A 14668-nucleotide genomic window follows, 5' to 3' on the forward strand; every position below is an offset into this window, starting at 1 on the left:
TTTATCGCTGAAAGCGGCAAGCCCTTCGAATCCGCAAAAAAAAACAAGTAATATAGCCCCTGAAATCATACTTAGCGGAGACTGATAGGCGGATTGCGCCAGTGTCGCCTGCCCTGTTTTAATCTCAATTATTATTTCTCAGGATGAGTCATGTGTACTCTATGGTCATTAGTGTCTTGGCTAATATCCATAGCGAGCTGCATATCAGGAAATAGAACAGGCATTCGCCAATTGACGGCTGCATTAATCCGTCAGATAAAGCCCAGGAAAGCATAATTCGGGAATTTGCTGTTAATTGCAGATTTCTAAGGTTATCGGGCGCCCCTATCAGTTGAACACTTCCGCTTATAAAAGAAGTTGTGACCCGGCACGCCTAATAATTAATTCAGGCTGGGTTCTTGGAAGGATTTGGAAGACATTGACCCAACAAATAAGAGCTAAGCTGTTAACCGGCTTTTATGACCAAGTATCCCAGCTAAACGGCTGCCCGGAAACACTGCTTAACAGCGCCGGTATTAACCCCGAGCAGGTTGAGAAACTCGAGGGATATCTCCCTATGAGCAAAGTGACAGACCTGGTAGAAAGGGCTACACGACAACTCAACTGTGCGGATTTCGGACTGAGACTGGCAAAAAGCCAGGGCGCGGCCGCCCTGAGCTCTCTCGGTGCTGCGGTATTGCAATCGCTGACTCTGGGGGAGTTCCTCGATGCTGCGGTAAAACAATTCGCCGCTCCGCCCTATAACCTGCGAGTGGAATTGGAGATTAAAGGACTCCAAACGTTTATAACTTTTCATTGCCTAAATGATTTAGAAAGTTATATACCTTTAGACTCCCAATTACCGCTTGAACTATTCCGGGAGTTTCTTCTCGGGGTTTCCGTAGTGGCATTGCAAATCCTGTGTGGGGAGAAATTTAATCTAGAGGCGGTTCATTTAAAGTCCAAACAGCCGCTTCACGATCAGTATGAAAACTTCTTTGGAACAGAAGTACAGTTTTCACAAGCTAGCGACAAATTAGTGCTTAGCAGTGGCCAACTGGCTCAACCGACTGATAAATCGAATCCCGCACTGAGACCGCTATTAAAGTCCTATATCGATAAAGTACTGGAGCAGAACGAGTCAAACCTGATTCACCAGGTAGAGCGTTTAATCTACTGCTTAATGCCCCTGAAGCGTTGCAGTCTGCAAGAGGTTGCCAATCAGTTGGGCATGCACAAGCGCACACTGCAACGCAGATTGCGCGATCGGGAACTGGTGTTTGAGGATATTCTGGACCGAATCCGCCGTGAGCGTGCAGAGCACTATCTCAGCAGGAAGCTGCCGCCGATGGCCCAAATTTCCGATATGCTGGGCTACCGGGAGCAGAGCTCATTCAACCGGGCCTGTGACCGCTGGTTTGGAACGACCCCGATGAAGGTGCGGCGCAAGCTCCTCAGTGAAGCCGCCGCAAAAGCGGCACTGGAAACCGAAAATTAAATCCCCGCCCGCCGGTATAAACCGCAACACCCGCCCGATTAAAGCGGGTGTCGCGGTTATTTGACCCAATACCCTGTGTCCTCCTCCAATAACGCGAAAACCTCCCGCTGCCTAGCTGAGCGTAAACCCTGAATTCCCAGTCATAGAGCGCCCTGGCCAACACCACACTTCTTTACAAGCTGTCCACATTACTTACTCATTCCTCAACTATTTTCGATGCAAGTCCCAGGGCGGTACCCAGAAGCCAGCCTTCGATTGAGCGGTCATCGCCACTACCCGAGCCTATAGTTTCGGGCGACAGCAATAACCTCTGTCAAAGCCCAAAGCGCTAAATCATGGTTTGTGGGACTCCCCCCAAAGTGCCTACGACAGGAGAACACGATGAAAAGAATATTGATTTCAGTAGCCGCCCTTTTGCTGGCCACAAATGTTTCCGCACAATCTCGCCAACCCCCGCAGGAGGCAATTGATGCCTGTAGCAGTCTGGCAGAAGGTGATGCCTGTACTGTAGAGACACCGAGAGGCACCCTCGAGGGTACCTGCCGCCAGCCCCCGCAAGCTGAGCAGATAGTCTGCGTACCTGCCGGCGGCAAAGGCCAGGGCAAAGGTGGCCCGGGCCCTATGGAAAATGAAGACCAGTAATCCCCAATAAATCGTGGCCGGCCAGCGGCACTGTAAATCTTGAGATGTCATTATGAAGAAGTGGTTATTTGCGGGGCTTTGCGGTATTGCGCCGCTTGCGCTGGCTCACGTACCCGATAGCGCCCTAAAGGCCTGCCAAAACCTGTCCAGTGGCGCTAGCTGCACCATGGAGTTGCACAACGGTCAGGTCAGTGGCCGCTGCCGAGACCTGCCCCAATCACACGGGCTACTCGCCTGTGTCCCCGAGCGCAAATCGGCTATGCGCTCAGCAGGTAAAGACAGCGGCGGCGGGCGCCCTCCTGCACGCAAACACACAATCGTACAGTCCGACGGTCTACAGGAAACTGTTCCGGCCACCCAGGCCCCAATCACCTTTAGCGAGGTGAGTATCAGTATCCAGGGCCCCTGGCGTGTTATTGAGGCCAACGGCATTTCCGAGCATAAGACTGGCACCTTCCCCAATCGCGGCAACCCCCATGAAATCGAGGTGCAGCGCTACAGTTTCCGGGTTCCGGCCAATCCCCAAATTGCCGCTAAACCCACACCGGTTCCCTTACAGGATTTTGGTATCGGCCTAAATGGAGTCCCCTTCGACCCCAGTGCCGCCGAATGGTATCTGGGCAATCGTGGACGCTGGCGCTACGAGGCCCTATCCGGTGCGATTCAGCTCGGTGTAGACGACAACTACGCCCACGTTCAGCCCAATGGCGCCTACCACTATCACGGAATCCCCACCGGCTTGCTACAGCGCCTGGGGGTATCCCAGGAAAGGCACTCCCCGCTGATCGGCTGGGCGGCCGATGGCTTCCCCATCTATGCCCTATACGGCTATGCCGATGGTAAGGAGCCGAAATCCGGCATTGTAGAGATGACATCGAGCTACCAGGTGAAGTCCGGCAACCGCCCCAAAGGCAGTAAAGAACCCGGTGGCTACTACGATGGGACCTTTGTGGACGACTACCACTACGTGGCTGGCTCCGGCACTCTGGATGAGTGCAACGGCAGAATGGTTCGCACCCCGGAATTCCCCAGCGGCACCTACGCCTACTTCCTGACCGAGGACTGGCCCATTATCCCGCGCTGTTACAAGGGCACTCCGTCGGAAGATTTTCGCCGGGGCCCCGGCAACAACCAGCGCAAGGGAGCAAAAAAGCGTCCCTAACCCGCGAACGCTATCCCCAGAGAACTGCCTTCCACCAGTTCTCTGGGGAAACCAGCCCTCTTGATACCCCAGATTGAGCTGGCGTCAGCTCATATCAATCACCGCCAGCGCCTCCGCCAGGGTTTTCACCGAGTGCATTTCCATACCCTCGATATCGTTCTTCAGGCGATTCGCTGCGGGCACAATGGCCTTGCGGAAACCGTGCTTGGCCGCCTCGCGCAGGCGCTCCTGGCCCGAGGGCACCGGGCGAATCTCACCGGACAGCCCCACCTCTCCGAATACCACCAGATCCCTCGGCAGGACACGATTGCGGAAACTGGAAACCACCGCCAATAGCAGTGTCAGGTCGGCGCTGGTCTCCATCACCTTGACCCCGCCGACCACATTGATAAAGACATCCTGATCGCCCACCAAAACACCGCCGTGGCGGTGCAGAACCGCCAGCAACATATTCAAGCGATTCTGGTCGAGGCCCACCGCTACCCGGCGGGGATTGCCGAGGCTGCTATCGTCCACCAGCGCCTGCAATTCCACCAGCAGCGGCCGGGTGCCCTCCCACACCGAGGTCACCACCGAGCCCGCTGCGATCTCCTCGGCCCTCTGCAGGAAAATAGCCGAGGGGTTGGATACCTCTTTTAGACCCTGCTCAGTCATAGCGAATACGCCGAGTTCATTGACCGCACCAAAGCGGTTTTTATGCGCGCGCAGGGTGCGGAAGCGGGAGTCGTGCGTTCCCTCCAGGAGTATGGAGCAGTCGATAATATGCTCCAGGACCTTGGGGCCGGCGAGACTGCCGTCCTTGGTGACGTGCCCCACCAGAATCAGCGCCGTGCCGGTCTGCTTGGCAAAGCGGGTCAGGTAGGCCGCACTCTCGCGCACCTGGGCCACAGAACCCGGTGCCGATTGCACGTCACTCATATGCATCACCTGAATCGAGTCCACCACCATCACGCGCGGATTCACGTCCTTGGCCGCCAGGCAAATACGCTCCACATCGGTTTCGCTGAGCAATTGCAAAGAATCTGTGGGCAGGCCGAGGCGCTTGGCACGCATAGCTACCTGCTGGAGCGACTCCTCACCGGTGATATACAGCGCCGGCATCGACGTGGCGAGATGGCACAGAGTCTGGAGTAAAACCGTGGACTTACCGGCGCCGGGATGACCGCCAATCAAGACCACCGATCCCGGCACTAACCCGCCCCCCAGTACCCGGTCCAGCTCCGAGGTGGAAGTGGGGATGCGCGGCAGTTCACTGAGGTCAATTTCCGATAACTTCTGCACTTTGCCGGCACCGGCAGCGCCGGCGTAGCCGCTTTGTGCATCGGTAAAATTCGCGGCGCGACTATCCTTGTGGTCGGGCCCCAGACGCACTTCCGACAGGCTATTCCAAGTGCCACAAGCACTACACTGCCCCGCCCACTTGGTGTAGTCGGCACCACATTCATTACATACATAGGCAGTTTTACGTTTTGTGGCCAAGGCACTCTCCCGAATAGTCAGCAAAATTGAGTGACGTACAGTTTACCTCTTATCCGACCGGGGCGGGTGATGCTCAGCGGTCAAAAGTGACTCTCCTGCACCGGCATTCTCTATTGGTATCTTCTCAGTCTAATTGGTCTATCTGTGCGATTGATCTAGATCAATCCACCTCGCCTCCACCGAGATAACATCCGCCGCTGCCTTTCCTCACTCTTGGGAAGGTATTGAATAACATTGAGCAATCATCGAACAGGAAGTAAGCATGTCGTCTATTACTCTTCGCGGCGCAATTCTGGCGCTCGCTATGGCCTCGACCTCCGCCCTGGCTGCGGATCACGAAGTTAAGATGCTGAACCAGGGCAAGGACGGGATGATGACTTTTGAACCGGCATTTCTCGCGGTGGCACCGGGCGATTCCGTCACTTTTCTGCCCACCGATATGGCCCACAACACTCACTCCGTTTTATCCCCTGCCGAGGGCGCTACCTGGAACGGCAGCATGGGGGAAAAAGTCACCGTCACTTTGAACCAGGAAGGCGTGTACGTGTATCAATGTGATCCACACCTGCCGCTGGGTATGGTGGGAGTGATTCAGGTGGGCAAGGCGACCAACTTAGAGGACGCCAAAAAACATGCCGAGGGGATGAATGCCACTATTGCCATGAATAAGGAGAGGCTCAAGCAGTACCTCGATCAAGTCCAGTAAGAGGAGTCGCGGCGTGGATATCCTATTTGAAAAAGGTCATCACCTGGTTGCGCGGTTCGGCGATTTGGTTAAAGAGCAGAACGGCAGCAGTGGTGTACAGGCCAATCAATTTGTTATTCGCCGCGGCACCAAAGGGGCGCTAATCGATCCCGGCGGCGATCTGACTTACACACACCTCACCATTGAGCTCAGCCGCCATTTGAACCTGAGCGAACTGGATCTGATCCTGGCCTCTCACCAGGACCCGGATATTATCGCTTCGCTACCCCGCTGGATGCTGCACTCCCGCTGTAAGGTGGCGGTATCCAAGCTGTGGTCGCGATTTTTGCCACACCTGGTTTCCGGCTTTGTCGCCTCGCGGGCCGGTGCAGAACGCTGGCAGGAACGCATTATGCCGCTGGACGACAAGGGAGAGATTATCCCTTTCAGTGACAGTGAGATCTGGGCATTGCCGGCGCACTTTATGCACTCCTGCGGCAACTTTAGCTTTTATGACCCGGTCAGCCGCATCCTGTTTTCCGGCGATATCGGCGCCTCCCTCGGGGGTGAAGAGGGCGAAGTTAAAGACTTTGACGCACATTTGCCATCGATGGAGGGATTCCACCGCCGCTATATGGGCGGGAACTGGACCTGCCGCCTCTGGGCCAAGATGATACGGGAGCTCAATCCCGCGATGATTGTGCCCCAGCACGGTGGCTACTTTGCCTCCGACGATATCAAGGAGCGCTTTTTGAGTTGGCTCGAACGCCTTGAGTGCGGACCGGACCTGTTGCGACACCAGGATTTCCGCTTACCCCTGGGCCGCCCTTAAACTGCTCCCCGGCAAGCACACCGGTTGCACCGACAGAGGCCAGCCCATACACTGCGGGCTGGCTCGCTGTCTGAACACTGCCATGCACACCGGGATCTTCCGCTTATTTTTGCTCACACTGCTACTGGCCTTCGGCGGCCAGGCTATGGCGTCGTCCTGTGCAGAAAAGCACGAAGCCCCAGCAGTATCCATCCCCGCTGAAGCCCCCCACTGTGACGGGACAACTCCTGCCAACTGCAACGACAGCCACGCATCCAGCTGCACGGTCGAGTGCAGCTGCTGCGCGGGGCCCAGCACCAGCTCTGCGGTAAACACCCCAGACAAAATCCCCGCTGACGGTCGCAACCTACAGGTCACCGCCTACCGGGAATTTAATTCCTCCCCTGACCCGGAAATGGCACTGCGCCCACCCATACTGCGCATTTAACAGGGCCCGTGTGCCTAGGGCATACGCGCTTCCCCCAGTTTTACCCCCAATATTTTTTATAAATACCCGCGCGCCTGTGTGCGCACAAATATCATCACCGGAGTTGATATGAACCGTTCAATTTTGCTGGCTATTGCCGCGCTACTAACAACCCTGGCCCTGAGTGCCTGTGCCGAAGACACGGCCCCAAAAAAGGAGGCGGTGAGCCTGACCACTTACAAATCCGCCACCTGTGGCTGCTGTAAAATTTGGGTCGAACACGCCCAGCAAAGTGGCTTTGATATCGTCGCGAAGGATGTCGATGATCTCAACCTCGTGAAAAAACAGCACCATATCACACCGCGCTATCAATCTTGCCACACCACAGTGTCAGAACAGGGCTATGTTTTCGAAGGGCATGTGCCGGCAAAGCTGGTACAGCGTTTCTTACAAAACCCACCGCACAATGCCATTGGCCTCGCCGTGCCGGGTATGCCCCTGGGCAGCCCCGGTATGGAAGTGGGAGACCGCTTTACGCCCTATCAGGTCATGCTGCTTAACAAAGATGGCAGCAGCGAAATTTACGCCGAATTGCATACGGCACAGGAGCAGTTTTAACAGGGACCTCAATGACCGAGCGCCTGCGCACCGCATCCGTCTCAAGGCGTACTTTCGTCACCGGCCTCGGAGCGGGTGCCCTTCTACTGGGGGGGCGCTCGCACGCAAACCCACCCCCGCCGGCAACCCTGCGCGGTAACCGCTTCGATCTATCGATCGGCTCACGCCGGGTAAACCTTACCGGGCGCGAGCGACAGGCCCTGACGATTAACAGCAACCTGCCCGCTCCCATTCTGCGCTGGCGGGAGGGGGACATCGTCACCCTGGATGTCCACAACCGGCTCCCCCACAGCGCCTCCCTACACTGGCACGGCGTCCGGGTACCCAGTGATATGGACGGCGAGCCGGGCTTGAGCTTTGGCGGTATCCAGCCGGGACAAGTATTTCGCTACCGTTTCCCGCTACGCCAAAGCGGCACCTATTGGTATCACAGCCAATCCGGGTTGCAACAACAGCGGGGACTCTACGGGGCAATCGTCATTGACCCCTTATCCCCAGAACCCTTTTCCTACGAGCGGGATTACGTTGTTGTCCTATCCGATTGGAGCGATGAATCCCCTCAAACGATTTATACCCACCTAAAAAAAGACCCGTATTACTACAACAAGCAGCAGCGCACGACTGCGGATTTATGGCGTGAGGTACACGCAAAAGGGCTGGCGCAAACCTGGCGAGACCGGCATCAGTGGAACTGGAAACAGATCTCCGACCACAATATATCCCTGGTTACAGGGGAGACTTACACCTATCTGATCAATGGGCAAACGCCCGAGGCCAATTGGACCGCTCTATTTAAACCCGGAGAAAGAGTCCGCCTGCGATTAATTAACACGGCCTCAATGACCTTATTCGACCTGCGTATCCCGGGCCTGAAAATGAAGGTGGTGGCAGCCGACGGGCAAAATATCGAACCCATTAGCGTCGATGAACTGCGGATTGGCAACGGCGAAACCTATGATGTAATTGTCGAACCGCAAAGCGAACAGGCCTACAGTATCTTCGCACAGTCGATGGACCGCAGTGGCTATGCGCGAGGCACCCTAACCAGTGATATACGCCTGCGCGCAGAGATTCCCACAATGGATCACCGCCCCATACTCAGCCGACAGGACCTGGGGCTGACGGAAAAACCCGCAGAGACAGGCGCGCATTTTAAAACCCATCGAACCACTCAGGATGAAAACCACTCCAGCTCGCCCAGCGCGACGGCTACCGGGGGCTGGTTTCACGAAAACCTCGCCGCCGCAGGGCTCGGCAGCAATAGTCCCATCGCGCATCAACCGAGTGAATACAGCTTCCGGGTGGATCATCGCGCGCAGGCGCCGGAAAACGGTATCACCGATCCCGGTATAGGGCTTAGAGAGCACCAACAGCGCTATAACCGTCGCGTGCTGACTTACGCCGACCTGCGCAGTGCCAACCCTACGCAGGATCGGCGCGAACCGCAGCGGGAATTGCAACTGCACCTGACCGGCAATACTGAACGCTACCTGTGGTCGATCAATGGGGAAACATTTCACGATGCCAGTCCACTGCAGTTTCGCCACCAAGAGCGACTGCGCATTACCCTGGTCAATGACACCCCCTTCCCTCAGCCCATGCATTTACACGGTTTGTGGAGTGAGCTGGAAAGCGGAGACGGCGAGTATTTACCCCTAAAACACACTGTGATCGCGCAACCCGGATCTAGCATCAGCTATTTGGTCAGTGCCGATACCTATGGCCGCTGGGCACTACACAGCCAAATGCTGTACCAGCGATCCGCTATGTATCGGGAGGTGCGCATTGTTTAACTTAGCCACAGGCACAGTGGCGGCACTCTGGGCAATCACCATCCCCGCAAGCTATGGCCAGACGGGGCCCCAGCAGCGACTGTACAGTGGACAACCCCCAAGCGATAGCCAGGCAGAGAGCCCCATAGCCAAGGTCAGCCTCGACTATGTAGAGCTGCGCGGTAATAACGGCGGGGAAATCGGCGGCGACTTCAGTTATGGCGGGGAGCAGAACAAACTGGTGGTAGCGCTCAATTATGAGCGAGGCGATGGAGAAACCGATAAGAATGAGCTGTGGGGGCTTTACAGCCGGGCAATTTCCGCTAAGTGGAACTTTCTTCTCGGTATTCGCCACGACTTTCAACTTGAAACCGCGAGTAGAAACTGGGCCGCGCTTGGAGTTTCCGGAAAAACCCCCTACGCCCTGCAAATGGATGCAGTCTTTTTTTATGGGGAAAACGGCAATAGCGCATTCCGCCTGGAGGGCGAATACGAAATAAAACTGGCACAGGCGTGGACTTTACTCTCCAATATCGAATTAAATTTTTTTGGCCAGAATGATAGAGCCCGGGGTAGTGGCTCGGGCTTATCTGAAGTAGAAGTCGGCCTGCGACTGCTGTATGAAGTCAGCAAAAACTTTTCTCCCTATCTAGGTGTCCACTATGAACGGGAAGTGGGAAATGCCGCCGATTTCGCTCGCGAGGAAGGTGGCGACGTAGATTCAACCGTATGGGTACTGGGGTTTAGAGCTTGGTTTTGAAAAAATCCAACTTTTTATATCTATACAAGTTGTACCACTTAACATCAGCTGTAACCAACTTTACCGCCTCCCCAATCTGTCATAGCATCCAATAGATCTTAATCGCCTTTTTAAAAATATTTAAATTCAGCAAGGATGCCGGTGATATGATCTTCCCCCGAATACTGTTAATCGCAGTTTCCCTACTGTGTGTGGGCCTATCAGCAGAACCTGAGAGTCCTCAGAGCCATTCTTCTGTTAACACGACCAAACACCTGAGTTATGGCGATGAAATTCTTTTCTCATCCAGAACCCTGAGTCGTGAAATACCAATCAACATATATTTACCGCAAACGTTCCATCAAGCATCAGAGCAGCATAGATACCCAGTTATCTTTATTAATGGCTCTCACGGCAAAGAATTTTTCCACGCCTTAACCGGGATAGTAAAGCATCTAAGTGGCGTAGAACGCATGCCGGAAAGTATTGTAATCAGCCTTAATGATGGCGGTGATGAACCGGAAACCTACCTACATGGAATGTGGAAGCATACTGCAGAGGAGAAATTTAGCGCCCAGGGAAACCCTGAGGCCTACAGTGAATTTCTAACTAAAGAACTATTTCCATATTTAAACGAAAATTACCGCGCGCTCGACAATCGAATGATTATTGGTATTTCAACTAGCAGCACCTTCCCTCTCTACACCCTAACTAACAAACCTGGATTATTTCAATCTTACTTCTTTTTATCTGCGGCTGATATATTTGGCATGGGGCCCACCTCAGAAAGTACTTTTATTGATGAAATTGCCAAAAGTATGCAAACCTCGCCAAACAAGATCAGTGCTTTTTATTTCGCCATGGCCGACAGTGATATGCGTAAAGATAAGCGCTATAAAAAAATCTTAAGTCAAATTAACACCAAGCTGTCACCTTACGCAAAAGAAAACTTCAGGCTGAAAATAGAAATACTCAACAACGAAAATCATTACGGTGCTTTTATAAAAGCTGCACTATCGGCTATTGAGCTTAACTATCCCCACGAAGAATGGTCCGCAAATTATCGAGAATTGATATCCCAGCCTGGTGACGCCTTGCAAAATATCGATCATTTCTATCAATCACGCTCACAGAAATATGGCTTCCCTATTTTACCCAGGGCCACACGCTGGAGAAATGTTAACCAATTAAGCTATATCTCCAATTTGTTACTGAAAGATGGTCGCATCCAAGAAGCTATCAGTATCGCAAGGCGATGGGTGGAATACCAGCCAAATTCTATTGATGCCCACCTAAGCTTGGCCCAGGCGTTACAACAGAACAACGAAATTCTAGAGGCTTCTGATGCTCTGAAGAAAGCACTAGAAATTTCTCACAGCCAGGATAAAAGTAAAACGGCGGCGATAAATCGGCAATTATCAGAACTCAAACTCAACTAGCATACAATTAAAATTTTTATTTGCCAAAAATAAAGGGGGATAAATATATATGGATTTCACCAGCGCTTTTCAATTCACTGACGGGGATTCTGGACAACTGTCAATCCATGAAATTTTCGTGCATTTATTGACCCATGGCAATAATCATCGAGGAATGGCATCGCGGACGCTATCTTCGAAAGGCCTGGAAAGGCCAAAAGATAGTTTTACCCGGTTTCTACACGAAGTTGAGCCTGAGAGGCGGATGGCAGCTGCTATTACCGAATAAAATAAACTCTATGCACTAAAGCGAGCCGGTTTTAACTTCCAGCTCGCCCACAGAAAGCATGTCGAGATCTAAATCCAGCAGCATCCAGGTTCTAATATCAAATTCACCAAACCTCTCTACTCACTCACCAGGCGTAAATCCGTAACCATCGCCATCTCATCTTTCCACCAAGCCTTCGTTGTAGCTGGCGAATGCAGGCGAACAGCCTCTCCGATAATCGGCGTTACCAAAGTGACACCCTGATCTTTTGCCGCCACCTGTGCACGTTCCAAAGGTTCATACCAGTCGTGCAGGGCAAGATCAAAAGTGCTGTTGTGAATAGGTAGCATTGCCCGCCCACCGAGATCCAGGTGTGCCTGTACGCTCTGTTCAGGCGTCATATGAATCGAACTCCAAAGCTGGTTGTAAGCACCCGTTTCCATCAGTGTCAGATCGAACGGGCCAAAGCGCTCACCAATTTCGCGAAAACCACTAAAATAGCCACTGTCACCACTAAAGAATATACGTCCCTCACGCCCCTCCATAACCCAGCTGGCCCACAGCGTTGAGTCTTTATCGGTAAGGCCACGCCCGGAAAAGTGTTGAGCCGGGGTCGCGGTAAACCGCAAACTCCCCAGAGCAAAGGATTCCCACCAGGTCAACTCCTCAATTTTTTCCGCCGGAATTCCCCAGTCGCGCAAGTGCTGCCCCACTCCGCTAGGCACCACAAACTGCTCCACCTTATCCCTAAGTGCGCGAATACTGTTTTTATCCAGGTGGTCGTAGTGATCATGACTGATAACGACCACTTTAATAGAGGGTAAGTCGCGAATCTCTATAGGTAGTGGATGGAAACGTTTTGGGCCCATCCACTGTACCGGAGATGCGCGCTTGCTAAACACCGGATCTGTCAAAATATACTGATCATCCATACGAATTAGCACGGTGGAGTGCCCCAGACGGTAGACGGCACTCTCAGCTTCCGGGGCCCTGAGCTCTGTAGTGGGAATCTGGCGCAATGGCATCGGCTTAACCGGCGCGGGGGCAGCCCGATCTGCCTTGATATAGGCGGCAATCATATCGATCATGCCCCCACCGCTGACCTTGTAGTCAACATCACTATTGCGGAACTTCTTTGCCTGATTTGTACAGCTACCAAAAAGACTTACCGACATAACAATCACTCCTGCCAGAATCCACCAGCGCTTCTTCATTGCACTCACCATGTAAACTATACAGTGCAGTGTATAAACTGACTATAAAAAAGTAAACTATTTAGTGTAAAATAGCGCGCGAAGTAACTCGCCAGCAAAGGAACCCGCCGGCCCCCATTCAGTAGAGACATCCATGACTGAAAAGAAACCGACCCGAAGTGAGCTAAAACGCCAAGCCATTATTGATGCCGCCAAACAGGCCTTTCAGGAGCTAGGGGTGCAAAACACCAGCATGGACGAGCTGGCAGCCCGCGCCCAAGTATCCAAGCGCACGGTATACAACCACTTCGCCAGCAAAGAAGCCCTGGTGATGTATTTGATCGGTGAGCTCTGGCAACAGGCCACCCGTTCTTCCGGCTGCGACTATAGCCCGGACAGTGATATGCAAACGCAACTGTGCACCTTACTGGAGCAGGAGATCAAAACGATCTGCAAGCCGCAGTATATTGAGCTAAATCGAATGGCCTTTGACTATTTCTTCCATCAACCGGATGCCTTGCACAAGGAGATGGAGAAATATAAAGCCCATGAAACTGGTGTGCAGCGCTGGATTAAATCTGCCGTCGCCGACGGTCGACTAAAGCCACTCGATATAGAAGTCGCCAGTGGACAGATTCACAACCTGATTAAAGGCGGCTGCTACTGGCCACAGCTGTTGCAGCTTTCCACCCCTCCGAGCCCCGCAGAACAGGTAGCACTTGCCGAGCGCACTGCGGCTATGTTTTTAAGTTATTATCAGGCCTAAACCTCTCCCGGTGGCTGAGTTTTTCTCGGCCACTGCCTGTTGTGACCTAATACTTCCGGACACTGCCAAGCGCTGATTTTTTATGGCTGGTACTACAGCATGTACTCCCGAAGGGCTTTCGGCGAGTACGTGATTACGGCTTTCTGCATAGTAATGCCAAACGATTATTGCAGCTTGTACAGCTGACCCTCAAAGTTATTCTTGAAACGCTCAAACCAAGAAATCGACCATCAATGTGTTGCCCTAAGTACACTGCCCCCATGCAGTTTGTACAAGTCTTTAGCCGGGGCTGGCTCTCGGGCTGATGAGCAATCTCTTAGTAAAATATTGCCACTTACCAACAAGGAGGAAATAAGGGTTCAGTAGAAAATACTACATCCATTGGCACCAGAGAAGCCAAGACCGACGATCGTCTTTAAAAAATTGAACGATAAGAAATTCCAAAATATTCCACACTCCCAAAAAGATATTTTCTTATAAAGAACGAGTCGGGCGCTACGGGCTTGTCCAACAACCGGATAAGATCGCGGCTGCGCGCGATCTATCCTTATTCGTTATGCAATTATTCTTAAAAACCCAGTGATGCCACATGAAGATTGCTCACAAGTGGAACGGAATCTTGGCCATTATTACTGCCCACTTTATGGCGAATTTTCCTGCTGTCCGTTTCTACGGATTTGGTGCCGCCAGCTCTTAGAGCTTGATGCAACTCAGACTTTGAAATCTTAGGGTTTATGCTTGAGCTGTATACGTGGATATTGATGCCGGGTTGAATGCCGAAATGGTTGCAAGTTCCAATTAAAGCTCTGGTTGTATTTTCATATAATGACATATTTGGCTTAACCAGCAATGGCATGTTGCCTTCATTTTGGCCCTCAACGTTTAGATTTTTTATATAAATATTGCTGAGTATGTCCTTGGGTTTGACCTGATAAAATTGAGTTGCAATTGTTACGGCGTCAATGATATGACTGGCGTTTGTTCCGTCAACACCAAATACCCATATTTCATTGTCAATTAAAGCTGCTTCCTTAATTGATTTTTTAGGCGTGGGTAAAATGGTGATACGCTTACTGCATATTTTGCTTTCCAAACAGATAGTTTGTCGTATGCAGTACGTAAACGTATTCTCTCTCTTGATTGCCATTCAAAACTAATGTGGCTCAGTTTTAAATTTATTCTTCTGGCTTCCTTCCCCTAATGTCATTGCT

General features: G+C 52.5%; 15 protein-coding genes and 1 pseudogene. 13 read left to right on the forward strand and 3 right to left on the reverse strand.

What is annotated here, in order from left to right; all coding sequences use genetic code 11:
- The first annotated feature begins 418 nt into the window (after nucleotides 1–418).
- The 3 genes from ACJJIK_RS12170 to ACJJIK_RS12180 all read left to right on the forward strand — a co-directional run bounded on the left by ACJJIK_RS12170 (nucleotide 419) and on the right by ACJJIK_RS12180 (nucleotide 3281).
- Nucleotides 419–1477 (forward strand): helix-turn-helix domain-containing protein, encoded by a 1059-nt coding sequence (locus tag ACJJIK_RS12170; RefSeq protein ID WP_444942880.1) that lies wholly within the window; start codon nucleotides 419–421, stop codon nucleotides 1475–1477.
- A 381-nt stretch (nucleotides 1478–1858) separates the two neighbouring features.
- Nucleotides 1859–2119: a hypothetical protein gene (locus tag ACJJIK_RS12175; RefSeq protein ID WP_444928570.1), complete on the forward strand. Its 261-nt coding sequence runs from the start codon at nucleotides 1859–1861 to the stop codon at nucleotides 2117–2119.
- A 52-nt stretch (nucleotides 2120–2171) separates the two neighbouring features.
- Nucleotides 2172–3281 (forward strand): YHYH protein, encoded by a 1110-nt coding sequence (locus ACJJIK_RS12180; RefSeq protein WP_444942881.1) that lies wholly within the window; start codon nucleotides 2172–2174, stop codon nucleotides 3279–3281.
- A gap of 84 nt (nucleotides 3282–3365) precedes the next feature.
- On the opposite strand, the gene radA is transcribed toward ACJJIK_RS12180, so the two are convergent.
- On the reverse strand, nucleotides 3366–4760 hold the full coding sequence (gene radA, locus ACJJIK_RS12185; protein WP_444928572.1) for a DNA repair protein RadA: 1395 nt from the start codon (nucleotides 4758–4760) through the stop codon (nucleotides 3366–3368).
- A 262-nt stretch (nucleotides 4761–5022) separates the two neighbouring features.
- Here radA and ACJJIK_RS12190 point away from each other — a divergent pair, with 262 nt between their 5' ends.
- The 8 genes from ACJJIK_RS12190 (at nucleotide 5023) to ACJJIK_RS12225 (ending at nucleotide 11519) form a co-directional block, all read left to right on the forward strand.
- The gene (locus ACJJIK_RS12190) at nucleotides 5023–5466 is read left to right on the forward strand and encodes a pseudoazurin (RefSeq protein ID WP_444928573.1); all 444 of its coding nucleotides are present in this window, start codon (nucleotides 5023–5025) and stop codon (nucleotides 5464–5466) included.
- 13 nt (nucleotides 5467–5479) lie between these two features.
- Nucleotides 5480–6277, forward strand: a complete 798-nt coding sequence (locus ACJJIK_RS12195; RefSeq protein ID WP_444942882.1) for an MBL fold metallo-hydrolase — start codon at nucleotides 5480–5482, stop codon at nucleotides 6275–6277.
- Nucleotides 6278–6359: 82 nt separating this feature from the next.
- Nucleotides 6360–6704: a hypothetical protein gene (locus ACJJIK_RS12200; protein WP_444942883.1), complete on the forward strand. Its 345-nt coding sequence runs from the start codon at nucleotides 6360–6362 to the stop codon at nucleotides 6702–6704.
- A gap of 108 nt (nucleotides 6705–6812) precedes the next feature.
- A complete protein-coding gene (locus ACJJIK_RS12205) occupies nucleotides 6813–7301 on the forward strand; it encodes a DUF411 domain-containing protein (RefSeq protein ID WP_444942884.1) in 489 nt (162 codons plus the stop codon).
- 11 nt (nucleotides 7302–7312) lie between these two features.
- Nucleotides 7313–9094 carry a copper resistance system multicopper oxidase gene (locus ACJJIK_RS12210; RefSeq protein WP_444942885.1) on the forward strand — a complete coding sequence of 594 codons (1782 nt, stop codon included), beginning with the start codon at nucleotides 7313–7315 and terminating at the stop codon, nucleotides 9092–9094.
- Nucleotides 9087–9833: a copper resistance protein B gene (locus tag ACJJIK_RS12215; RefSeq protein WP_444942886.1), complete on the forward strand. Its 747-nt coding sequence runs from the start codon at nucleotides 9087–9089 to the stop codon at nucleotides 9831–9833. The genes ACJJIK_RS12210 and ACJJIK_RS12215 overlap by 8 nt, the downstream gene beginning before the upstream one ends.
- A 146-nt stretch (nucleotides 9834–9979) precedes the next feature.
- Nucleotides 9980–11251, forward strand: coding sequence for an alpha/beta hydrolase-fold protein (locus tag ACJJIK_RS12220; protein ID WP_444942887.1), 1272 nt, complete (start codon nucleotides 9980–9982; stop codon nucleotides 11249–11251).
- Between the two features lie 49 nt (nucleotides 11252–11300).
- Nucleotides 11301–11519: a DinB family protein gene (locus ACJJIK_RS12225; protein ID WP_444942888.1), complete on the forward strand. Its 219-nt coding sequence runs from the start codon at nucleotides 11301–11303 to the stop codon at nucleotides 11517–11519.
- Between the two features lie 116 nt (nucleotides 11520–11635).
- Here the strand turns inward: ACJJIK_RS12225 and ACJJIK_RS12230 are convergent, their stop codons facing one another.
- Nucleotides 11636–12712: an MBL fold metallo-hydrolase gene (locus ACJJIK_RS12230; protein ID WP_444942889.1), complete on the reverse strand. Its 1077-nt coding sequence runs from the start codon at nucleotides 12710–12712 to the stop codon at nucleotides 11636–11638.
- 133 nt (nucleotides 12713–12845) lie between these two features.
- Here ACJJIK_RS12230 and ACJJIK_RS12235 point away from each other — a divergent pair, with 133 nt between their 5' ends.
- On the forward strand, nucleotides 12846–13457 hold the full coding sequence (locus ACJJIK_RS12235; RefSeq protein WP_444928581.1) for a TetR/AcrR family transcriptional regulator: 612 nt from the start codon (nucleotides 12846–12848) through the stop codon (nucleotides 13455–13457).
- Between the two features lie 56 nt (nucleotides 13458–13513).
- Nucleotides 13514–13762 (forward strand): annotated as a pseudogene (locus ACJJIK_RS12240) (transposase); the annotation flags it as partial.
- A 263-nt stretch (nucleotides 13763–14025) separates the two neighbouring features.
- On the opposite strand, the gene ACJJIK_RS12245 reads toward ACJJIK_RS12240, so the two are convergent.
- Nucleotides 14026–14550 carry a hypothetical protein gene (locus tag ACJJIK_RS12245; protein WP_444942890.1) on the reverse strand — a complete coding sequence of 175 codons (525 nt, stop codon included), beginning with the start codon at nucleotides 14548–14550 and terminating at the stop codon, nucleotides 14026–14028.
- Nucleotides 14551–14668 lie beyond the last annotated feature (118 nt).

The sequence above is a fragment of the Microbulbifer regidiadema (SeqCode) genome (genome assembly GCF_052466995.1).